Below are 21403 nucleotides of genomic sequence, written 5' to 3' on the forward strand. Positions count from 1 at the left end.
TGACGTCAGGCAGGCGGTGTGTGGGGTAAAAAAAATGCGTCGTTTTCTTTTCCGCCTTCTGTCTTTTCCCTTTCATGTTTTGTTTTTTTTGAAGCCTGAACGGAGAGGATGAAATCGATGACTTCCCGAATGGCCCCCTCCCCTCCCCTTTTTTTTGTGACCCAATCGACTTCCTGTTTGACGGCATCGACCGCGCTGGCGACCGCGATCGAAAAGCCGACCCTCCGAAGCAAAGAAAGATCGATGAGATCGTCCCCGATGAATGCGACCGCTTCATCTTGCAGACGATGTTTTGCTTTGATCATTTCGTATGCGGCCTCTTTGTCCCGGCTTCCCTGATGCACATCCTCGATGCCGAGCTCTTTGGCCCGCCAGGCGACCACGGCAGACGAACGGCCCGAAATGATCCCGACCCCGATCCGCGCCCGTTGCAAGAGCCGGATGCCGTGGCCGTCATAAATCGAAAACCCTTTGATCTCCCGTCCGTTCTCATCAAAATAGAGGGTTCCGTCGGTCATCACCCCGTCGACATCAAGAAGGAGATAGCGGATTCGCATCGCCTTCTGCCGTCGCTGAGAAAGGGGGACCGGCCGGCGCTTCACTTAGACGACCCCTTTTTTGAGGAGATCATGAAGATGAAGGATGCCGTCGACATGCCCGTCGGACCCCGCCACCACGAGGGTCGTGATCGCGTGTGATTCCATCATGTGAATCGCCTGCGCCGTCAGCGCTTCTTTTGAGATGGTTTTCGGACTCCGATTCATCACCTCGCGCGCCGGCAGGGAAAAGATATCCCGCCCTTCGTGATCGATCTTTTTGATCAGCCGGCGAAGATCCCCGTCGGTGATCACCCCCGCCAAATTTCCGGCGGCGTTCAACACGGTCGTCATCCCAAGCTTTTTGGCGGTCATCTCCAGGACGACCTCTCTCATCGGCGTCTCCTCGGCCACTTTCGGAATGTTGTTCCCGACGTGCATCGCATCTTCGACCTTGAGCAGAAGTTGTCGCCCGAGGGTGCCGCCGGGATGAAAGAAGGCGAAGTCTTCTTTTCGGAATCCCCGCTGCTGAAGGAGCGCGACCGCCAGCGCATCTCCCATCGCCAAGGTGGCGGTGGTGCTCGCCGTCGGCGCCAGCCCCAGCGGACAGGCCTCTTCCCGAATCGAGATATCGAGGACGACATCGCTCATCTTCGCCAAAGTTGATTTAATATTCCCCGTCAGGGTGATCATTTTCAGATCCATCCGCTTGATCGACGGCAAGATTCGAAGGATCTCCTCGGTCTCCCCGCTGTTGGAGATCAGAAGGGCGACATCTTCTTTCGAGACCATGCCGAGGTCACCGTGGATCCCCTCCGCGGGATGAAGAAAAAAGGCCGGGGTGCCGGTGCTGGCGAGGGTTGCCGCGATTTTCTTCCCGATCAACCCTGATTTTCCCATGCCGACGACCACGATGCGGCCTTTACTGTTGTAGCAAAGCTCGACCGCCTCGACAAATCGGCCGTCCATTCGATCGATCAGATCGGTGATCGCCTGGGCCTCGATTCTGAGGACCCGCTTGCCTTCTTCCAAGATCATGGGGTTTTCCTTTCCCGGAGCGCTTCGAGAATTCGACCGACCTGCCCGAGCAGCTGATCGAGCTGCGCCGGATCGATCATGTTCGGTCCGTCGGAGGGGGCCTGGTCCGGAGAGGGATGCACCTCCAGGAAGAGGCCGTCGCATCCGGTGGCCACGGCGGCCCGCGTCAGCGGCAGGACGAACTCCCGTTGGCCGGAGGAGACTTTCCCTCCCCCTCCCGGCAGCTGGACGCTATGGGTGCCGTCGAAGACGACCGGATAGCCGGTCCGCCGCATGATGACCAGAGAGCGCATGTCGCTGACCAGATTGTTATATCCGAAGCTGGCGCCCCGCTCGGTCAGGAAGATTTTCCGGTTCCCGGTCGACTCCAGCTTCTCGACCACGTTGGCCATGTCCCAGGGGGCGAGAAACTGTCCCTTCTTCACATTGACGACCTTGCCGGTTTTTCCGGCGGCGAGGAGCAGATCGGTCTGCCGGCAGAGAAAGGCCGGGATCTGCAGCACATCAAGGACCTCGGCGGCGGCGGTCGCTTCTTCAGGCCCATGAACATCGGAGAGGACCGGAACGCCGATTGTCTCTTTCACCTTTTGGAGGATTTTCAGCCCCTCTTCCATTCCCATTCCCCGGAAGGAGCTGACGGCGGTCCGGTTCGCTTTGTCATAGGAGGATTTGAAGATGAGCGGAACCTTGTGCGCGGCGGCGATCCGGGCGATTATCTCCGCCGTCTTTAAGACGAGATCTTCGTTTTCGATGACGCAGGGGCCGGCGATGAGGAAAAAATCTCCCTCCCCAAATCGCATCTTTCCAATCTCAACCGAGTAAGGCATTGCTTCTCCTAAAAGCGGTTTATCATTTCCATTGGTCATGTGTCATTTGCCAATCATAAATGGAAAATGGAAAATGAACAATGAAAAATTTTCTCAGCCCCCGGCGCGTTTATGCTTCAGTGAAGCCTTGATGAACTCTCGGAAGAGGGGATGCGGCTCTTGCGGCCGCGATTTAAACTCGGGATGGAACTGAACGGCGAGAAACCAGGGGTGATCCGCCAGCTCGATGATCTCGACCAACTTCCCATCCGGGGATAAACCGGAAAGGACGAGTCCCTGTTTGGTCAGAAGCTCCCGGTACTGGTTGTTGAATTCGTATCGGTGGCGGTGCCGCTCGGAGACCTCGGTCTGCTGATAGGCCTCGTAGGCTTTCGTTCCCTTCTCCACGCGGCAGGGGTAGGCGCCGAGCCGCATCGTCGCCCCCTTCTCTTGAACGTGGCGCTGATCGGGAAGCAGATCGATCACCGGGTCGGGGCTTTTCGGTTCGAATTCGGAGCTGTTTGCCTTGGAGAGCCCCGCAATGTGTCTGGCAAACTCGATGACCGCGCATTGCATCCCGAGACAGATGCCGAAAAAGGGAATTTCCCGCTCCCGCGCGTATTCAATCGCCGAGATCTTCCCCTCGATTCCCCGGTTTCCGAAGCCGCTCGCCACGAGGATGCCGTGGGATCCCTTCAGGACCGGCTCGACCCCTTCGTCTTCAAGCCGCTCGCTGTTGACCCAGTCGATCACGACCCGCACCTTGTTTCCGATTCCGCCGTGGATCAGCGACTCGCAAAGGCTCTTGTACGAATCTTTGAGGTCGACATATTTCCCGACGAGGGCGATTTGGACTTCATCCTGCGGATGTTTGATGACCTGAACGATTTTCTCCCAGCTCTTAAACTGCGGCGCTTTTGCCTTCAGCTTCAATTTTTTGACGATCGTTTCGTCCAGTTTTTCCTGGTGGAAAACGAGCGGCACTTCATAGATGCTGTCGACATCTTTCGCGGTAATGACCGCCTCTTGCTCGACGTTGCAGAAGAGGGCGATCTTCTTTTTGAGGTCTGTCGAGATAAACCGGTCGGTCCGGCAGAGGAGGATGTCGGGCTGAATGCCGATCTCGCGCATCTTGTTGACGCTGTGCTGGGTCGGCTTGGTCTTCAACTCCTCGGCCGCCTTGATAAACGGGACCAGAGTGAGGTGAATGTAGAGGACATTTTCTCTTCCGATATCGAACGGAAATTGACGGATCGCTTCCAGGAACGGGAGGCTTTCGATGTCGCCGACCGTTCCGCCGATTTCGACGATCGCCACATCGATTCCGTTCCCGACCGCCTTGATGCAGCGCTTGATCTCATCGGTAATGTGGGGAACGACCTGCACTGTCCCGCCGAGATAATCGCCTCGCCGCTCTTTGGTGATGACATTGTTGTAGATCTTTCCGGTGGTGTAGTTGTTCTTCTTCGACATCCTGGCCGAGGTGTAGCGCTCGTAATGCCCCAGGTCAAGATCGGTCTCCGTGCCGTCGTCGGTGACGAAGACCTCGCCGTGCTGATAAGGATTCATCGTGCCGGGATCGACGTTGATATAGGGGTCCAGTTTCAGAAAAGTGATCGAGAGCCCGCGGGATTCGAGCAGATTCCCGATTGCCGCGGCGGAGAGACCCTTCCCAAGGGAGGAGACCACGCCGCCGGTCACGAAGATGTATTTGGTTTTGGTTTGCTTTTTCTTCACTGGAACCCTCCGAGTGCTAAATTGCGTGAGGAGTCGGCATTTAAAATCTCTCTCGCTTTGACCAGATCTTCCGGTGTATTGACCTCCCAGAAAAAGCGAGCTTCTTCCCTTTCGATTTCAAGGACGCGGACCCTTCCCCCCTGTTCCAGAACGCGGAGCTGCTCAAGCCGCTCCATCTTCTCTAAGCTTCCCTCCGGCGATTTGGCGATGCGGAGGAGAAAATCTTTGTGGTAGAGATAAATACCGTAATGTTTATAAAAGGTGAATGCCACTCTTTGTGAGAATGCATCTTTTTCAACGTGAGGGATGGGAGATCGCGAAAAATAAAGGGCCTCTCCCCGTTCATTCGAAACCACTTTGACCGAATGCGGGGAGAAGACTTCTTCCTCGTTTGTGATCGCCGATTTGGCCGTGATCAAGTCGGCCTCCCCTCGTTGAATCAATTTGCCGCCGCTTTCAATCAGCCGGTCGAGCGTTGCGGGCTGAAAGAGGGGGAGATCGCCTTGAAGGTTCATGACCTGTAAAGCGGGGAATTGCGCGGCGACCTCCGCCACCCGCTCGGTCCCGGTTCGGTGATCCGACGAGGTGATCATCACCTCCCCGCCGAAGCGTCGGACCGCTTGAGCGATCCGTTCGTCATCCGTTGCAACCAGGATACGGTTCGGGCGCTTTGCCGCCGTCGCCCGCTCCCAGACATGCTGGATCATCGGTTTTCCGTTCAGGTCGGCGAGCGGTTTTCCCGGAAACCGGGTGGAGGGATATCTCGCCGGGATGACCACCAAAACCGAATCCGCGGTCATTTTCATGAGAGGGCTTTCTTCAGCATCGTTTTTTCGATTGCCGTCGTTCCGACCATCCCGACGACCACGCCGGCGGCATGATTGGCCAGCCGCGCCGCGGCCGGCAGCGGCGCCCCGGCCGAGACGGCGAGCGCCAGGGTGCTGACCACCGTATCGCCGGCGCCGGTGACATCGAACACCTGTCTTGCCTCGGTCGGAATATGGGTGGTCTCCCCGCTTTTATCAAAGAGGCTCATCCCCTGCTCCCCGCGCGTGATCAGGACCGCCTGGCAGCCGAGCTTTTTCAAGAGCGCTTTCCCGGCTTGGTGGAGGGTTGCCTCGTCTTCAATATCAACCCCCGACGCCTGTGAGGCTTCCAGATGATTGGGGGTGACGACCGTGACTTTTTTATAAAGAGAGAAATGGTGGACTTTGGGATCGACGACGACCGGGATACCTCGCCGGAGTGCCAGGGGGAGGATCGATTCCAAAAGACCTTCGGTAATGACCCCCTTGGCGTAATCGGAAATCACCATGCAGTCGATCCGGTCGAGTTGGTCGTTAATGAATTGGATGAACTTCTTTTCAGTTTTATTTGAAATTTCGCCCTTTTTCTCGTGATCGAACCGGACGACCTGTTGTTGGTGGGCGACGATCCGCGTCTTTTTGGTGGTCGGCCGCTCTTCCTCGACCACAATCCCGCTAATCTCGACCCCTTTGGACTTCAGCTCTTCGGACAACCACCGTCCCGCTTCGTCGGCGCCGATGACGCCGCACAAAAGTCCCCGGCCCCCCAGCGTGAGGATATTGTGGAGCACGTTTCCGGCACCGCCGAGCAGCACCGACTCCCGCAGCACGTTCACGACCGGAACCGGCGCTTCGGGAGAAATCCGCTGAACGTTTCCCCAAATGTAGTGATCGAGCATCAGGTCCCCGACCACCAGGACACGATGTCCATCGAACCGATCGAGGTACGGCCGAAGCTCTTTTTTAGACGCCGCTTCGGTCATGGCTGGACTGTTCCCTTGTGAAGGAGAGGCGGTTTTCTTTTTCCGTCGAGAGGAGGACATACCCTGGGAGTCCTAATTGACGTCGCAATTAATGGATCAATTTTCCGATTCGGTTCCAACGGACCCAACTCGCCTCGCCATCCCACGACCAGTAGATGATAAAGGCCTGGCCCTTGATCTTGGAGAAGTCGACGAATCCCCAAAAGCGCGAATCGAGGCTATGGTCGCGGTTGTCTCCCATGACGAAATAGGAGTCTTTCGGAACGGAGACCGGGCCGAAATTATCCCGATCCGGCACGGAGTGCGCCGGATTGTCGTCCTCGTGGATGGCGTACGATTCGTCCTGTTTCTGGCCGTTCAGGTAAACCTCTTTATTCTTCACCTCGATGGTATCTCCCGGAAGCCCCACGACCCTTTTGATGAAATCTTTCGACTCATCTTTCGGGAAACGGAAGACGATGATATCGCCTCGATGCGGCTCCCGGATCGGAATCAATGTCACGTCGGTAAAGGGGAGACGAACTCCATAGATGAATTTATTCACCAAGATATGATCGCCGATGTTCAGCGTCGGAATCATCGAGCCCGACGGAATCTTAAACGCCTGCACGACGAACGTCCGGATCACCAACGCCAGGATGATGGCGATGACCAGCGTTTCGGCGTACTCCCGAATCGTCGATTTCAGCTTGTTCTCTTCAGGCAAGGCTAATCCTGAACTTTCAGGACTGCAAGAAAGGCTTCCTGTGGGATCTCCACCCGGCCGACCTGCTTCATTCTTTTCTTGCCTTCCTTCTGCTTCTCCCATAATTTCCTCTTTCGCGTAATATCTCCGCCGTAACACTTGGCGGTCACATTCTTCTTCATGGCGCTGACGGTCTCCCGCGCGATGATCTTGCTCCCGATGGCTGCTTGAATGGCGACTTCGAACATCTGTTTGGGAATGAGCTCTTTCATCTTCTCGGCGAGCTGCCGCGCTCTGATCTGCGATTTATCCTTCGCTGCGATGAAAGAGAGGGCATCGACCGTTTCGCCGTTGAGCATGATATCGACTTTCACCAGATCGGCTTCCCGGTAGCCAATGAATTCATAATCGAGCGAAGCGTATCCTTTCGAGAGCGATTTCAGGCGGTCGTAGAAATCGAGAATCACCTCATTCAACGGGAGCTCATACTTCACCATGACCCGTCCGACATCGAGGTATTTCATATCCTTCTGTATCCCGCGCCGATCTTGGCTGAGCTTCATGATCGATCCCAAAAACTCATCTTTCGTGATGATTACCCCCTCGATAAAAGGCTCCTCAAAACCGGCGATCAGGTTGGGCGCGGGGAGCTTCGCCGGATTATCGATGTGAAGCACCTCTCCCTTGACCGTGGTCACCCGGTAGACGACCGTCGGCGCCGTGCTGATGAGGGAGAGCCGGTATTCCCGCTCGAGCCGCTCTTTAATGATCTCCATATGGAGCAGGCCCAAGAAGCCGCATCGAAATCCGAAGCCCAGCGCCAAAGAGGTCTCCGGCTCATATTTGAACGACGAGTCATTGAGTCGAAGTTTTTCGAGCGCGTCCCGCAGATCTTCGTAGCGGTCGGTGTCGATGGTGTAGAGGCCGCAGAAGACCATCGGCTTGACTTCTTTATAGCCGGGAATCGCCTCCGTCGCGGGGTGTTTCGCGTCGGTGATCGTGTCGCCGATCTTGGTCTCGCTGACGTTCCGGATGCCTGAGATCACACAACCGACCTCCCCGACCGAGAGCGAGGTCGCTTCTTCCGCTTTCGGCGTAAAAACGCCGAGGGAGAGAACTTCGTGCTCGATGCCGTTCGACATCAGTTTAATCTGAGATCCCTTGCGGATCGTTCCGTCGACCACTTTGACCAGGACGACCGCCCCCTGGTAGTTGTCGAACCAGGAATCGAAGATCAGCGCGCGAAGCGGCGCGTCTACTTTTCCCGATGGAGGAGGAACCCGGCGGATGACCGCCTCCAGGATCTCTTTGATCCCCTTCCCCTCTTTGGCGCTTGCGAGGATCGCCTCCGAGGCGTCGAGGCCGAGGATATCCTCGATCTGCTGTTTGGTCTTCTCAACGTCGGCGCTGGGGAGATCAATCTTGTTGATCACAGGAATAATCTCAAGATTGTTGTCGATGGCGAGGTAAGCGTTGGCGATCGTTTGCGCCTCCACCCCTTGGGTAGCATCCACCACGAGGAGGGCCCCTTCACATGCGGCAAGGCTTCGGGAGACCTCATAGGTAAAATCGACGTGTCCCGGTGTATCAATTAGATGGAAGATATAATCATGCCCATCGTCCGCCCGGTACTTTAACCGAACGGCATGGGCTTTGATCGTGATCCCCCGCTCCCGTTCCAGATCCATATCGTCGAGGAGCTGATCTTTGAACTCTCGCGGGGTGACCGCCCCGGTTTTCTCCAACAGGCGGTCGGCCAGTGTCGATTTTCCATGATCAATATGGGCGATAATCGAAAAATTTCTGATATACTCTTGCAAGTCGCACTTCCCTAAAACTATAAACTTTAGAATTATATTGATTTTCGACCCCATTGTCAAAAGGGAAAAGTGCGCTCACCCTTACTTTAAAATGGACCCGAACGACGGTTCTACTGCAGGAGACCTGCCACCTCCTCCACCTTAATACCGTCCGAACACAGGTGCGTCGCAGGGTTCGTTTGTAGGGGCGTATTGCAATACGCCCCTGCTTCCCTAACGAGGGGATCAAAGAAACCCGTTCATTTTTCTTGCAAAAGGGGGCACAATTTAATAACATTTTAATAAAGTTTTCATTTTTGCTTAATATCTTTCACATAAACTCCGCTTAAGGAGTATTTCTTTCTTTACTTTCTTTTATGATACTTAAAAAGTTCAACCTGAAAATCAAATTCTCGCTTCTCATCGGCGCCCTGCTTGGTTTGACCCTCTCTCTCTCCTATCTGATTACCTCCCGACTGATGACCGAATCATTGACCGAAGAGGTGACCCTCCGAGCGGCTTCGATCGCTCAGGGGATCGCCCAGTACAGCCAAGAGGCCATTTTAACGCGAGACCGGCTTGCCCTGGAAACAATGATCAGCGAAGCCTCAAAAGATCCGGCCATCCTTTATATTTTCATCGTCGATGTAAAACAAAATATTCTCGCTCATACCGATATGACGCAACAAGGACGGACGTATTCTCCTTCCGTGGGGGGAGGACAGCGGCAGCTTATGGGAGGGGTCGAGCTGCTGACTTCGCACGATTTGGACGGGAGGGAGCGTCTTGACGTGATTACCCCCATTCTCTTCGCCGGTCAACAGGTGATCGGCTCGGTTCATGTTGGTTTCTCTAAAAGACCGATCTACGAAACGGTGGCGCAATCTCAAAAGAAAATTAGACTCTTCATTCTCCTCGCCCTCTGCGTCGGTCTGTTGGGGGCGTGGCTGTTGGCTTATGTGATCGTAAAGCCGATCCGTCGGCTGGTTCAAGGGGTGAAGGCGATCACAGAGGGAGATTTCCCCCAGATTCAAATGAAGTCGAATGATGAGATCGGCCTTTTGGTTTCAAACTTCAATGAAATGTCGAGAAACCTCCGGGAAAAGGAGTTGATCAAGCAGGCATTCACCCAATATGTCTCGGAAAATATTTTGGAGTCCTTTCTGCAAAACCCAAAAACCTTGCAATTGGGCGGGACACGGACTGAAGCAACGATCCTTTTTACCGATGTTCGCAATTTCACTGCCTTAGCAGAACAGTTGGAGCCTTCCGAGGTCGTCCATATTTTGAACGACTATTTTGCAGCGGTGGTCGAAGTGGTTCAAAAATATGAGGGGACATTGGATAAGTTTATGGGGGATGCGGTGATGGCCGTTTTTGGAACGCCCGTCCGCCATGAGAACGACGAGGAACGGGCCGTTCGCGCGGCAATCGAGATGAATGAGCGGTTCCAATTGCTCAAGCAAAAATGGATTCGGGAAGGTTATCCTGAGATCGAAATCGGAATAGGAATCAATACCGGCGAGGTGATTGCCGGGAATGTCGGCACGCTGCAGCGGCTCGCTTATACTGTGATCGGCAACAGCGTCAATATGGCGGCGAGAATCGAAAAGCTGAACAAGCGCTATCATACCCAAATCTTGATCTCTGCGAGCACCTACAAACGTCTTGAATCAATTCTTGATGCGATCCCCCTTCCCCCGACTCGGGTTCGTGGAAAATCCGAAGAGATTCAGGTCTATGTCGTTGTCGGATTCCGAACCGATTCCCTCTTTCGAAAAAACGTTGAATTCGGCACTGAACAGTACAAACTCATCTAGTTAAATGAGGTTTTGTTTGAGAGCGTTCTTCTTTTTTGTCCTCTTGGGGGCAACTCTGTTTACTTCTTGCGCTTATTTCTCTCCTAAAGAAACAGATTCGCAAGGGGTCGAGCAGGCTCCGAAGTCTCCGGGGTCTGCCGAGTCCGGGAAGGCAAATCCGCGCCTGGAAGCGGGCCAACAACTCTTAAAGCAAGGGAAGCATAAAGAGGCGATCGTCGAGTTCGAGGCGGTCCTCAGGGCCGATCCTTCCAGCCAACCTGCAGTCCTGGGTCTCAGATCGGCGCAGAAAAAATTGAAAGAAGAACGCGAAAAGACCGCCCGAAGTTTGATTCAGTTAAATGAGAACGGCCTCCAATTCTATCATCGAGAGGAGTACCTGAGGGCTGGTCTGGCCTGGAAGGAGGCGCTCGAGTTGTTCCGTTCCCAGAATGATCCAATGATGGAACAAGAGCTCCCATTTCGGATCGACGAGATCACCACGCATCTGGATCAACTGATCCGTATTCTTGTCGACAAAGGCATTCTTCTCTATCGTCAAGGGGAGCTGCAAGATGCCGTCTACGCCTGGCAGGATGTCTTGATTGTTGAACCTGAACATGCGGAAGCAAAGGACTATATTCATAAAGCCCGCGTCAAAATGGAAACCCTTGAGACATTCTCTTCCCCCCCTTCCTCGCCTTGACACCCTTCTTCCGACTTTTGTATATTAGAAATATGGAGGAAGGAAAACGGATGAACCCAAACGATGAAGAACCATTTGAAAATGAACGTCTTCAGGGGTTGGTGAAAGAGTTGACCGAGAAGATCAGCCATCTCTTTGCAGAGAATGATCAGATCAAGAAAATCCTTGAGAACATCGAAAAAGAGGGATACCAGGTCGATCTGGTGGTCGCATCCCTCAGTCGTCTCCTATCCGATCAAGATGAGGCTGAAATCGAGGGACTCGAAGATGAAGAGATCGAAGAGGTTCCCTACGAGTTGAACCCGTTCGACTATGCCTTTCTTCAGGCGATCAAGGTCAAGCCGTAACATTTCAAACAATAACTATTGACAATCTGCGCTTCCTTTGTTACTTTCTGCCTCATTGCCGAGATAGCTCAGTCGGTAGAGCAGAGGCCTGAAAAGCCTCGTGTCCGCAGTTCGATTCTGCGTCTCGGCACCAATTCTTTCAAGCACTGACAATTAGCTTCAACTCTCACCGACCTACCCTAATTTCCACCACTTACAATTTTATGACTTTCCAAGCCAGGGCGGCGAGTTCTCTGCCGCCCGGCGATTGGGGAGTCTTAAAAAGGGATATCCAGTACCGAACCTCGCCAAGCGATCTGCCTCAAAACCTCTAAACGATCCTCATGATCAGATCATGACCAGTCCGTTGTCGGTGGTCTCGGCCCACTGTCGACGACGAATGGAAACTTCCATAGGAATGACGCTCGATATTTTCGCTTGATAGTTCTCTCCCCCCCGCTTTATCATTAATAGAGAAGATGCAAAAGAGGTGACTATGCGAAAATTCGTCCTTCTGGTGGTGGCGCTGATCTCGGTCGGTTGTGGAGATGGAGGAGGCGGTGCAAGACTGGAGGGGGTCGGACCGGGTGAACCCCAAATAACGTCGTCCCCTCCTTCGGCTCCAACCCAAAATGCAAAGATTGAACTCAAAGGCGAGATTAATCGAAAACTCAATTCACTTGGAAACTTGCATTATCTTGGAGAGCTGATCAACAAAGGCGAGGATCCGGCGTGCCTGGTCAAAATCGTCATCAACTCGGAAAATGCCTCCGGTGAATTGATCGATTCCAAATTTACCTACGTTCATGGATCAACCCTTTCGATCCATTCTGCTGAAACCGATTCCTGTTTGGGACCTGGCGAGGTCGGCGGGTTTCAGATTAACACATCTCTCGAATCGATTCCCGCATCGGCTTCTGTCGTCATTAGTTGGGATGTCGATACGGCGTCGGTCCCAAGGGTCCCTTCTTCACAGGTCATGCTCGTCGGATCTGTCACTGAAGCGATCGACTTTTTTGGTGAGGTGACCCTTCGGGGGCTGATTAAGAATGACTCGGTTTACCCGTTAATCTCCGTTAAAATAAGCTTTGTCGCGATAAAGGACGGGCTTGTGGTAGGAACGTATTTCGCCTCTGTAAAGGGTTCAAGCTGCGACGCGACCAACACGTGTCTCTTGCCTGAGGGATCTGGACTGTTCGAAGCCGGCTTGAATCTGCCGCCGTCCGAGTTGGACAGCTATTATTATAAAATAAATTATAGTATCGCTGAATAAATGAGGGGGCACTGAACTGAGGAAGACGTTTTCTGAAGATGAAATCTTCGTTTGGGGTAATTAGGATTACTTATCTTTCGGATCTGTCGGAGGTTTACAGGCAATGGCTGCAACGAAAAGAACAAATATTCCCGCCAGCGCCAGCACTAAATTTCCCATCAATGCACCCCCTGCCGTTGTCTATTTGCCTTGGAAACGTATGCGCAACGCATGATCCGCTTTCGCTCACGATGTGATCAGCGGTGATACGCATTTTTCATTTAAAGATTCCCCGCGGCGGGGAGCTTCAACCCTTGTCTGCTACCTTATCTCAGAAGGTCTGATCATATCAATCAAAAAAGATGTCTTTACAAAGCCGAATGGATACTTGTAATAGTTTACCATTTCATATAAAATGTTTTACTATATAGCACGTTCTTCCCCACCTTTTTACTTCCTTGAAAGGAGAATTTATGTTCAGGAGAGTGACTATCTTCGCTCTGGTAATTTTGCTGCTTCCAGGAATGACCGTCCTGGCTGCGCCAAAAGACAGCCCTGATGCCGGGATAAAGCTACTGGAGGATTTCCAGAATATATTCATCACCCTTGCCGATCGAGTGAAACCGACGGTGGTGAATATTGCTCCTCAAACAGGGGCCCCTCCCGCTCGTCCTGATGAAGGGCCTCGGGAATCGCCGCGTGAAAGAGCGCCGGAAGCTCCTCCCGGCTCTGGATCGGGTGTGATTGTCGATAAACGGGGATTTATCGTAACAAATAATCATGTCGTGGGGGATGCAGACGAAGTCGAGGTCCGGCTCTCCGATAAGACCAAGTTTACCGGGAAGGTGGTCGGAAAAGATCCCGATACCGATCTTGCGTTGGTCAAGATCGAAGCGACAAAAGATCTCCCCTTTGCCACGCTGGGTGACTCCACCAAAATCAAGGTGGGACAATGGGTGATTGCCGTCGGAAATCCCTTTGGGTTGGATCGAACAGTGACGGTCGGCGTGGTGAGCGCCCTCGGAAGAGAAAATGTCAACCTCTCCCGATATGAGGATTTCATCCAGACCGACGCCTCGATTAATCCGGGCAACTCGGGCGGACCGTTGTTCAATATCCGCGGCGAGGTCATCGGAATCAACACCGCCATCATCAACTTCGCCCAGGGAATCGGATTTGCCATTCCCTCCAACATGGTCCAATCGATTACAGAGCAGTTGATGGACAAGGGAAAGGTGACGCGCGGCTGGTTGGGCGTCGGGATCCAACCCCTCACCCCGGAGTTGGCGAGCAAGTTCGGCGTGAAAGAGAACGAAGGGGTTCTGGTGAATGAAGTTTTCGACGGAGACCCGGCGAGCAGGGCGGGAATTCTGCCGGGCGATATCATCCTCAGGGTCGAAAATTTGCCGGTCGATACCCCCAATTCGTTGGCGCGCGTGATCGCCGGATTAATCCCGGGGAGAAAAGCCAACATCGAGATCATGCGGGACGGAAAGAAGAAAATCGTCACGATCGAGTTGATCGAGCGAAAAGACGAGGCGGTTACGGCGGCCATTCCGAGGCGGCCCGAAGTCTTTCTTGGATTGAATGTTCAAGACCTTACCCCGGAAATCGCCGAGCGTTTTAAGCTTAAAGAAGAAAAAGGGGTCATCGTCACGAAGGTCGAGCCCGGAAGCGCCGCGGAGGCGGAAGGTCTGAAGGAAGGGGACCTGATCAAGGAAGTGAATCGCGAGAAGGTCGACAGCACCGACGAGTTCAAGAAAATCATGGAAAAGACCAAAAAGACGGAAGCGGTTCTCCTTCGAATCAGCCGGGAGAATCGGGCATTCTTTATTGTCTTAAAGCCGAGCGAGAAATAACAAGCGCACCTTTCAACGAAAACGGCCCTCCCCTTTTGGGAGGGCCGTTTTCGTTTCCCTTTCTTACTTTATTATCGAAGAGCGGCTTGGGTCTACTGATCGACGGAGGGAGCAGGTGACGCGCGGTCCGATTTTCTCCGGTTGAATTCGGTTAAATTGACCGGTAGATGGATGGTCATGGTCGTTCCTTTGCCGAGTTCCGAATGGACATCGATGCTGCCGCGGTGTTCTTCAATAATATGATGGCACATCATCAATCCGAGGCCGGTTCCTTCATTTTGTTTTGTCGTGAAGAAAGGATTGAATAGCTTTTGAATGTTTTCTTCGGCGATGCCGACACCGGTGTCTTCAACGGCCACATGGAAGAAGGCGTGGTCTTTTTTATCGAAGTCGGCGGATGTTTTTACCCGAATGTAGCCCTCATGGGTCGCCTGGATGGCATTCAGAAGGATATTTAAAAACACCTGCCGTATCTTTTCCCGATCAACATAACAGAGAGGAAGATCGGGCTCGAAGTCTTGCCGAATCGTCAGCCCTTTCTTTTTTGCTTCATTATCAATAAAGGTGATGGTTTCATAAAGAAGATCGTTGATATTCACCCCGTTTAATTTCAGCCCCTCTTCTTCGGGGGTTTTCGAATAGTGAAGAAGCTGACTGATCAGCATCTGAATCCGATGGGTTTCGCCCAGTGCGACGGCATAAAATTTATCCCAAAACTCCTCGTCTTTCACCTCTTCGTCATATTTTTTAGGAATCATCTGAAGAAAGGTATTAATCGCGACCAAGGGGTTGTTGATTTCGTGCGCCATGCCGGCCGCCAGAATCCCGATCGCCGTCAGCCGATTGGCTTGAGCCATTTTTTTGAATGTTTCTATTTTTTCGGCATAAAGGCGGTCCCGCTCTTTCACCAAGTAGTAGCGCTCGATCCCCTGCTTTAGGGTTTGTTTTAATTCTTCTTCGTTGTAGGGCTTGGTGATGTATCGATATACTTTTCCGCGGTTGATTGCGTCGATCACCAATTCTATCTCGGTATAAGCGGTGATCAGCATCCGAATGAGGTTGGGCCTCTTCACCGAAATACGCCGGAGCAATTCAATGCCGGTCATATCCGGCATGCGTTGGTCCGAAACGATCAACGCCAACTCGGGATGCCTTTCGATGAGCTCGAGCGCAGCTTCCCCGCTTCCGGCCGTATGGATCGTAAATTCTTTTTTGAAAAGATTTTTGAAGGTGACGAGGGCCATCTCTTCGTCGTCAACAAAGAGAATCGGATAGTCTTTATATCGGAGCGCTTCCGGCATAGAGCCCTTTCCCCGCTTTTTCCGTCGGGACGCCGGGTTGCGTCAGCGGAAGAGAAATGACGACCTCCGTTCCCGAACCGACTTTGCTCTTCACGTCGATCTTTCCGTGGTGGTTTTCGATAATCTTGTAGGTGATGGTCATCCCCAGCCCCGTTCCCTTGCCCACCTCCTTGGTGGTAAAAAACGGATCAAAGATATGGATAAGGTCCTTCTCGGAAATACCCGAGCCGGTATCCCGGACGGAGATCCGAACGCGGTCCCCTTCCTGCTCCGTTTTGATGTACACCTCTCCTTGATCGGGAATCGACTGAACCGCGTTCTGAAGGACATTCATGAAGGCCTGGTTGATTTGTCCAGGAATCGCCTCAACGGATGGTACTTTTCCATATTCCCGTCGGATCGTAATTCGATGGGCGATCTCGTGTTGAAAGAGTTGAAGGGTTGATTCAAGCCCCTCGTGAAGATCGAAGGGCTTCAGAACCTCTTCATCTTTTCTTACAAAGGTTTTTAGGCTTTTAATGATATTCTCGGTGCGGTCGAGCCCGTTTTTGATCACTTGAACGGAGATGTCGATATCCTCGAACAGCTCTGTTCTTTCAGCGGGATTCAGTCGATCCGCAACCTTGATCTGTTCCAACGAGCGCCGGACAATGGCAAGACTCCCCTTGGCGAAGCTGATCGGGTTGTTGATTTCATGGGCCACCCCTGCGACCAACAGGCCCAAGGCCGCCATTTTCTCCGATTGAACCAGCTGGCTTTGCGTTTCCTTGAGCTCTCGCAGCGTCTCTTCCAATTGATGATTCCGAATCTGGATCTCACGCTCTAATTTTCTGAGATTGATCAGAGAACGAACGCGGGCGCGCAATTCTTGCGAGTTGAAAGGCTTCGTGAGATAGTCGTCCGCGCCGTGTTCCAATCCTTCGATCTTTGTCGTAATGCCGGTTTTCGCCGTGAGAAGAATGATTGGAATGTGGCAGGTGCGCGGCTCTTCTTTGATTTCACGGCAAAGCTGATAGCCGTCTTTATACGGCATCATCACATCCGAGATCACCAGGTCGGGAACCTCGGACATTGCCCGCTCGACCCCCTCTCTTCCATCTTTAGCGAAGAGAAGTTGATATTCGTCCTTTAATTGCGATGCGATATAACTGAGCATGTTCGGGTTATCTTCGACCAGGAGGAGGCGATGCCGGCTGTCGGTACGGCTTGTCTCTTCCGGAAGAGGGGCCGCCTCCCTTACGATGTCTGCCGTGACATAATCCGCCTGGGTTTCGAGAGATTTGGTCCAATCTTCTTCTCTCCTCTTTTCCGGGACGGGAACGATCTCGGTTCGGCGGTCCAAGGCCCCGGGGACATCTTCCAACCGGGTATAGATGGGGATGGTAAACAAAAAAGTCGTCCCCCTCCCCTCTTCGCTTTCCGCCCAAATTTTTCCATGATGAAGCTCGACCAGCTCCCGAGAGAGCGCCAGGCCGATGCCGGTTCCTTCATATTTTCGGCTGGCGGAGCTGTCCGCTTGGGAGAATCTGCTGAAGAGCTTCGGCATATGTTCTTTCGGTATCCCGATTCCGCTGTCGGCCACCTTGACAAGCACATCGTTTTCCTGCCGTGAACAGGAAACGGTGATCTCCCCTTTGTCAGTGAACTTCAGCGCATTAAATACGAGGTTGAGAATGACCTTCTCGATCTTATCGGCGTCAAAGAAGAATTCAGGAATCGTTTCTTCAGACGTAAATCGAAGGTCCAACGATTTTTTCTCCGCCATCGGGCTGACGGAGAAGACGACGTCGTTGACATACTTGGCAAAATCGGCTCGATTGTAATAAAGCTCCATCTTGCCGGCGTCCACCTTCGCCAGATCCAGCAGGTTATTGATCAACTTTAATAAGCGCAAGGAGTTCGTTTGCATGATGGTGAGATATTTTTCCTGATCTTTCGTGAGCTTTCCTAAATTTCGGCTGAGCATCATTTCGGTGGGGGCAAGAATCAGCGTAATCGGCGTCCGCAATTCATGGCTGATATTGGCGAAAAACTTTGATTTGATTTGATCGAGCTCTTGAAGTTTCTGGTAGGATTCCTCGAGCTGGTGCTTGCTTTCCGCTAATTCCCGGGTCCGTTCATCTACTTTATGTTCCAGCTCGCCCGCCCATTGTCGAAGCTCCTCCGACATCTTGCTGACGTCGTCATAGAGAAGGGAGTTGCTCAGGGCGATCGACGCTTCGGCGCGGAGGTTTGAAAGAAAATCGAGATCCATGTTGGAGAAAGATTTAAGATTATCTTTTTCTCCGATGTTGACGATACCGATGAGCTTTCCGTCATGAATAAGAGGAAGAGCGACTTTCGCATCAAAGGTTTTGAAGTATGATTTTGCTATTTGACGTATCGGTTCAAGTTTGGGATCGAGTTCTATTTCTTCCAATTCTACAACTTGATCTTCTTCTTTCATCCAAGAAAGAAAAGGGTGATCCGGGGTAATCTGCCCATGACCGGGAGTTATTTCCCCTCTTACCACTTTGAATTTCTGCTCTTTATCGTTCCACAGAACCAGTATAATTCTTGAAACGTAAAGTGCTCCCTGAATGGTTGTGGCTAATTTGGTGATTAAGTCATCCAAATTTTTAAGTGCTGCGAGCTCTTTGACCATTCCCTGTAGAATCTTCTGCATATCATATTGGCGACGCTGAAAAAGATGATCGATACGCGGCTGAATAAATTTGGTGTAAGGGATTAAAAAGGCGACACCAAATGAGATAAGGAATGCAAATTTTGAAGTAGATAAGGATGTTAAATAGTCTTTTGTAAAATACAGACCGCTGATAAGCGGTAATAGAATGATTGACGACATCGCCAACCAGCTTAATGTCTTATGAAATACTGTACGTATATCTAAAAACCGATATTGAATAATCGTATAAGCAACAATAACAGTATATACAGCAACAAAATAAATTCCATACGGAAACAATGGCAAATTAAAAACAGGAAAGAAGGCTGTAGAGCCTCCACAAAATCCAATGGTAACACCAATGAAGAGTAACTTGAGCTGGTTATGAATTTGACCCGTGGTGTTCTTGTATGCATTAAAAAGTAATTTATGAGAATAAGTGACTAAAGTTATAAAAAAGATGACAAAGAGAAAATAAAAGGTGCCCGGTTTTGTATAATAATTAAAAGGTGCGAGGGGAGCAGGATAAGCCAATAAGTTGCTTAAATTAATAATCTCTAAGAGCCCGGCGGCTGAGTAAGAAATAAATAGAATTTCCTTACGGACCTGATTAATCAACCTGAAAACAAAATCCATAAAAAAAGGGCCGATTAAGATGGCGCCAAAATAGTGTATCCGGATCCATAATTGAGCGGATTCGATATTTGTTGAGGAGGTCATCATCCCGAGTCCCAAACTCCAGATGGCGACGCTTAGACAAAAAAGGGCCCATGCTCTATTAAGGGGTGCTTTCCAATTTTTTAGATAGACAAATAGGCCGATTAGAAAGCTAACGGTGGCGGTTCCGATGCAAGAAATGTCAAAAGAGGTCATTTAATGGGCCTTTTCTGTTTTCTGCCGTATGTCCTGTGAGCATTTACAAATTTACCATTCGCGACATTGGCACAAACAGCAAGCTCTCCTGCCAGTGATGTGGCGGCCGCGATTTCTGAAAATTTTTCCACCTTTCCATTTCCGTAACAGTCAATGAGTTCGAGACATTCTCTCTGGCTTGCCAACTCCGCTCCACCACCCACAGTTCCAACGAAGAGGTTAGGCAATTTAAGGCTTAAATATAAGTCTCCTCCATCCGTTTCCTCAAAGTTGCTTACTCCAACGTGAGAATCGACGACGTTTGCCACATCTTGTCCGCACGCAATAAAAAGAGCCGTTAAACCATTTGCAACATGTCCATTCATCCCTATCATTCCGGCATTGACACTTGATAACATTGCGGTATGAAAGTAGGTTGTGATATCCTTTGGAGTGATTTCGAAAATTCTTTTAACAATCTTATTCGGTACGATCGCCTCACAAATAACACTTTTTCCGATGCCAAATGAAAAGTTGTGTGCAGAAATCTTCTTGATAGATGAAAAGTTTGAACGCATGTAGAAGCGCTTAGGCTTTACAATTGGCACAATAAATTTACATGCGGCTTCTGTCGCAAAATTAATCATATTTAAGCCCATTGCATCGCCGGTCGAATAGCAAAATTTTACGGTAATATTTTTGTCATAGATAATAGGCTCTATTTTCAAAAGTTTACCGTATCTTGTTGTTGCTTCAGCGTGCTTTTTTATTAACTCGAAATTGGCTTGTAACCAATAACAGAATTGATGGGCCTGATTTAGAGTATTAAAGGTAAACAGTGGAGAAATGTGCGTTTCATCTTTAATGATCCTCGTCGTGACGCCTCCTGACATATGCAGAATTTGCATGCCGATCGAGTATGTATAAACCAATGCGCCTTCCGTGGTGGCAAGAGGAATATAAAAATCCCCTTTTGCAAATTGACCATTTATTTTGAGCGGACCTGCGACGCCAATAGGAACCTGGGTAATGCCTATAAAGTTTTCGATGTTTCCCTGTAGGTTTTTTGGATTTTCACTGAATACGCCGATATGATTAAATTCCACACCGGTCTTGGCGCTTAACCATTCTCTTCGTGCTTTTGCGGCAGCAACCGTATAATCAATGTCTTTTCGTTTCGGAACGAGATCCGTTTTTCTGAGATCGGCGCTCTTTCCATTATTGGCTTCCATGTGCCAGAGATCTGTAATTCGGCGGATCATTTTTCTATTATTTTTATCAGAAACAGGTTCGGCCGGTTTTTCCTCACTCAGCCTTCGATTCTTTTCCTTTCCTCTTCTATCAGGAATCGATGAATTAGAGCTCCTGATGAACTTTTCCCAGCCTCCCAGCTGATTATCAACTGAATGAATGAACTCAATGCCATACTGCTGTTTCTCATCGTTTCCCCATTTAAATTTTATTCTGGCTTGTACGGGCTCTAGAGGATCAGGCAAGCTAATCTCAATAATACCTTTATCAATTCGGGGGAGAGTATGATCGGTTGAAACGGAGAGACCGGCCAGTCCAATATCGATTGCCGTGCCTGTGAAGATTTTCTTTTTGCGAGTATCGGACTCTCTCAGTATGAGTCGTATTTCTAGTATCTCTCTGACTCGAAAATACGTTCTGCGATCGTGTTTATTCATACAGTTAATCCTTAATGCTCAAACTGATTTCAGCAAGAATAGTTCCACTTCAGGAACATCATCTTGAATTAAATCCATATAAATAAATAGCTTTACTAATACATCGGTATCTTAAGTTTGATAAGAACATAGGCTATGAGGATTGTAGGATTGTAAATTTAAGAATTGAAAGAAAGAAATAAATAAATGCGAAGGAAGTGTTGGTCTTGATATGCTTGTTGCCCTTGTTTCTGCGTTGTTATTCAATCTTCAACTCCAGACAAGGTCGCAAAAACAATCAGATACCGGAGGAAACTATACAATAAGTTGAATATACATTAAAAAAGCCGATTGTCAAATTAAAATATCATTAAATTTTTTCTTAGAACGCTAATGAATACGACATTTTCGGCGTTTTTTTCGGGGTATAAAAGACAAAAAACAACTGAGTACTAATTGGGAGAAAATGCGAAGTGATTTGAGGGGCGTGGTGAGCCGCCTGGGATTCGAACCCAGGACACCCGCCTTAAAAGGGCGGTGCTCTACCAACTGAGCTAGCGGCTCGCTTCGTATGCTATGAATGACAAGG

General features: G+C 50.7%; 16 protein-coding genes and 2 tRNA genes. 6 read left to right on the plus strand and 12 right to left on the minus strand.

The annotated features are described in order from the left end of the window. Window positions 1-5: 5 nt before the first annotated feature. The 8 genes from MCM46_18790 to lepA all read right to left on the minus strand — a co-directional run bounded on the left by MCM46_18790 (window position 6) and on the right by lepA (window position 8465). Entirely contained in the window at window positions 6-602 is a 597-nt protein-coding gene (locus MCM46_18790) for an HAD hydrolase family protein (protein ID MCG3113857.1), read from the minus strand. Continuing rightward, a complete protein-coding gene (locus tag MCM46_18795; protein ID MCG3113858.1) occupies window positions 603-1574 on the minus strand; it encodes a KpsF/GutQ family sugar-phosphate isomerase in 972 nt (323 codons plus the stop codon). Beyond that, window positions 1571-2401: a 3-deoxy-8-phosphooctulonate synthase gene (gene kdsA / locus MCM46_18800; GenBank protein ID MCG3113859.1), complete on the minus strand. Its 831-nt coding sequence runs from the start codon at window positions 2399-2401 to the stop codon at window positions 1571-1573. The genes MCM46_18795 and kdsA overlap by 4 nt, the downstream gene beginning before the upstream one ends. A 93-nt stretch (window positions 2402-2494) precedes the next feature. Next, a complete protein-coding gene (locus MCM46_18805; GenBank protein ID MCG3113860.1) occupies window positions 2495-4117 on the minus strand; it encodes a CTP synthase in 1623 nt (540 codons plus the stop codon). Further along, on the minus strand, window positions 4114-4923 hold the full coding sequence (gene kdsB / locus MCM46_18810) for a 3-deoxy-manno-octulosonate cytidylyltransferase (protein MCG3113861.1): 810 nt from the start codon (window positions 4921-4923) through the stop codon (window positions 4114-4116). Before kdsB ends, MCM46_18805 begins: the two co-directional genes overlap by 4 nt. Continuing rightward, complete coding sequence (gene rfaE1, locus MCM46_18815) at window positions 4920-5906, minus strand: D-glycero-beta-D-manno-heptose-7-phosphate kinase (protein ID MCG3113862.1); 987 nt, start codon at window positions 5904-5906, stop codon at window positions 4920-4922. The genes kdsB and rfaE1 overlap by 4 nt, the downstream gene beginning before the upstream one ends. 88 nt (window positions 5907-5994) lie before the next feature. After that, window positions 5995-6612 (minus strand): signal peptidase I, encoded by a 618-nt coding sequence (gene lepB, locus MCM46_18820; protein MCG3113863.1) that lies wholly within the window; start codon window positions 6610-6612, stop codon window positions 5995-5997. 2 nt (window positions 6613-6614) lie between these two features. Continuing rightward, the gene (lepA, locus tag MCM46_18825; GenBank protein ID MCG3113864.1) at window positions 6615-8465 is read right to left on the minus strand and encodes a translation elongation factor 4; all 1851 of its coding nucleotides are present in this window, start codon (window positions 8463-8465) and stop codon (window positions 6615-6617) included. A gap of 302 nt (window positions 8466-8767) precedes the next feature. On the opposite strand from lepA, the gene MCM46_18830 reads away from it, so the two are divergent. The 6 genes from MCM46_18830 to MCM46_18855 all read left to right on the plus strand — a co-directional run bounded on the left by MCM46_18830 (window position 8768) and on the right by MCM46_18855 (window position 14329). After that, window positions 8768-10210: a HAMP domain-containing protein gene (locus tag MCM46_18830; protein ID MCG3113865.1), complete on the plus strand. Its 1443-nt coding sequence runs from the start codon at window positions 8768-8770 to the stop codon at window positions 10208-10210. 16 nt (window positions 10211-10226) lie between these two features. Next, window positions 10227-10892, plus strand: a complete 666-nt coding sequence (locus tag MCM46_18835) for a hypothetical protein (GenBank protein MCG3113866.1) — start codon at window positions 10227-10229, stop codon at window positions 10890-10892. 50 nt (window positions 10893-10942) lie between these two features. Then, a complete protein-coding gene (locus MCM46_18840) occupies window positions 10943-11239 on the plus strand; it encodes a hypothetical protein (GenBank protein MCG3113867.1) in 297 nt (98 codons plus the stop codon). A gap of 57 nt (window positions 11240-11296) precedes the next feature. Beyond that, window positions 11297-11372, plus strand: a tRNA-Phe gene (locus MCM46_18845). A 342-nt stretch (window positions 11373-11714) separates the two neighbouring features. Continuing rightward, window positions 11715-12491 (plus strand): hypothetical protein, encoded by a 777-nt coding sequence (locus tag MCM46_18850; GenBank protein ID MCG3113868.1) that lies wholly within the window; start codon window positions 11715-11717, stop codon window positions 12489-12491. 452 nt (window positions 12492-12943) lie between these two features. Beyond that, entirely contained in the window at window positions 12944-14329 is a 1386-nt protein-coding gene (locus MCM46_18855; GenBank protein MCG3113869.1) for a DegQ family serine endoprotease, read from the plus strand. A 92-nt stretch (window positions 14330-14421) separates the two neighbouring features. On the opposite strand, the gene MCM46_18860 is transcribed toward MCM46_18855, so the two are convergent. From MCM46_18860 to MCM46_18875, 4 genes are all read right to left on the minus strand, one after another. Next, window positions 14422-15630: an ATP-binding protein gene (locus MCM46_18860; GenBank protein MCG3113870.1), complete on the minus strand. Its 1209-nt coding sequence runs from the start codon at window positions 15628-15630 to the stop codon at window positions 14422-14424. Next, complete coding sequence (locus tag MCM46_18865; GenBank protein MCG3113871.1) at window positions 15608-17884, minus strand: ATP-binding protein; 2277 nt, start codon at window positions 17882-17884, stop codon at window positions 15608-15610. The genes MCM46_18860 and MCM46_18865 overlap by 23 nt, the downstream gene beginning before the upstream one ends. 1280 nt (window positions 17885-19164) lie before the next feature. Then, window positions 19165-20835 carry a hypothetical protein gene (locus MCM46_18870; protein MCG3113872.1) on the minus strand — a complete coding sequence of 557 codons (1671 nt, stop codon included), beginning with the start codon at window positions 20833-20835 and terminating at the stop codon, window positions 19165-19167. 467 nt (window positions 20836-21302) lie between these two features. Continuing rightward, window positions 21303-21378 (minus strand) — tRNA-Lys (locus MCM46_18875). Window positions 21379-21403 lie beyond the last annotated feature (25 nt).

The organism is Candidatus Manganitrophus morganii, assembly GCA_021651055.1.
GTDB classification, from domain to species: Bacteria; Nitrospirota; Nitrospiria; order SBBL01; family Manganitrophaceae; genus Manganitrophus; species Manganitrophus morganii.

Bases quoted from the DNA above. Each gene is read 5' to 3' on its own strand.
- MCM46_18795 (MCG3113858.1), bottom strand. From the start codon at position 1,574: ATGATCTTGGAAGAAGGCAAGCGGGTCCTCAGAATCGAGGCCCAGGCG.
- kdsA (MCG3113859.1), bottom strand. From the start codon at position 2,401: ATGCCTTACTCGGTTGAGATTGGAAAGATGCGATTTGGGGAGGGAGAT.
- kdsB (MCG3113861.1), bottom strand. From the start codon at position 4,923: ATGAAAATGACCGCGGATTCGGTTTTGGTGGTCATCCCGGCGAGATAT.
- rfaE1 (MCG3113862.1), bottom strand. From the start codon at position 5,906: ATGACCGAAGCGGCGTCTAAAAAAGAGCTTCGGCCGTACCTCGATCGG.
- lepA (MCG3113864.1), bottom strand. From the start codon at position 8,465: ATGGGGTCGAAAATCAATATAATTCTAAAGTTTATAGTTTTAGGGAAG.
- MCM46_18830 (MCG3113865.1), top strand. From the start codon at position 8,768: ATGATACTTAAAAAGTTCAACCTGAAAATCAAATTCTCGCTTCTCATC.
- MCM46_18840 (MCG3113867.1), top strand. From the start codon at position 10,943: ATGAACCCAAACGATGAAGAACCATTTGAAAATGAACGTCTTCAGGGG.
- MCM46_18850 (MCG3113868.1), top strand. From the start codon at position 11,715: ATGCGAAAATTCGTCCTTCTGGTGGTGGCGCTGATCTCGGTCGGTTGT.
- MCM46_18855 (MCG3113869.1), top strand. From the start codon at position 12,944: ATGTTCAGGAGAGTGACTATCTTCGCTCTGGTAATTTTGCTGCTTCCA.
- MCM46_18860 (MCG3113870.1), bottom strand. From the start codon at position 15,630: ATGCCGGAAGCGCTCCGATATAAAGACTATCCGATTCTCTTTGTTGAC.
- MCM46_18865 (MCG3113871.1), bottom strand. From the start codon at position 17,884: ATGGATCTCGATTTTCTTTCAAACCTCCGCGCCGAAGCGTCGATCGCC.
- MCM46_18870 (MCG3113872.1), bottom strand. From the start codon at position 20,835: ATGAATAAACACGATCGCAGAACGTATTTTCGAGTCAGAGAGATACTA.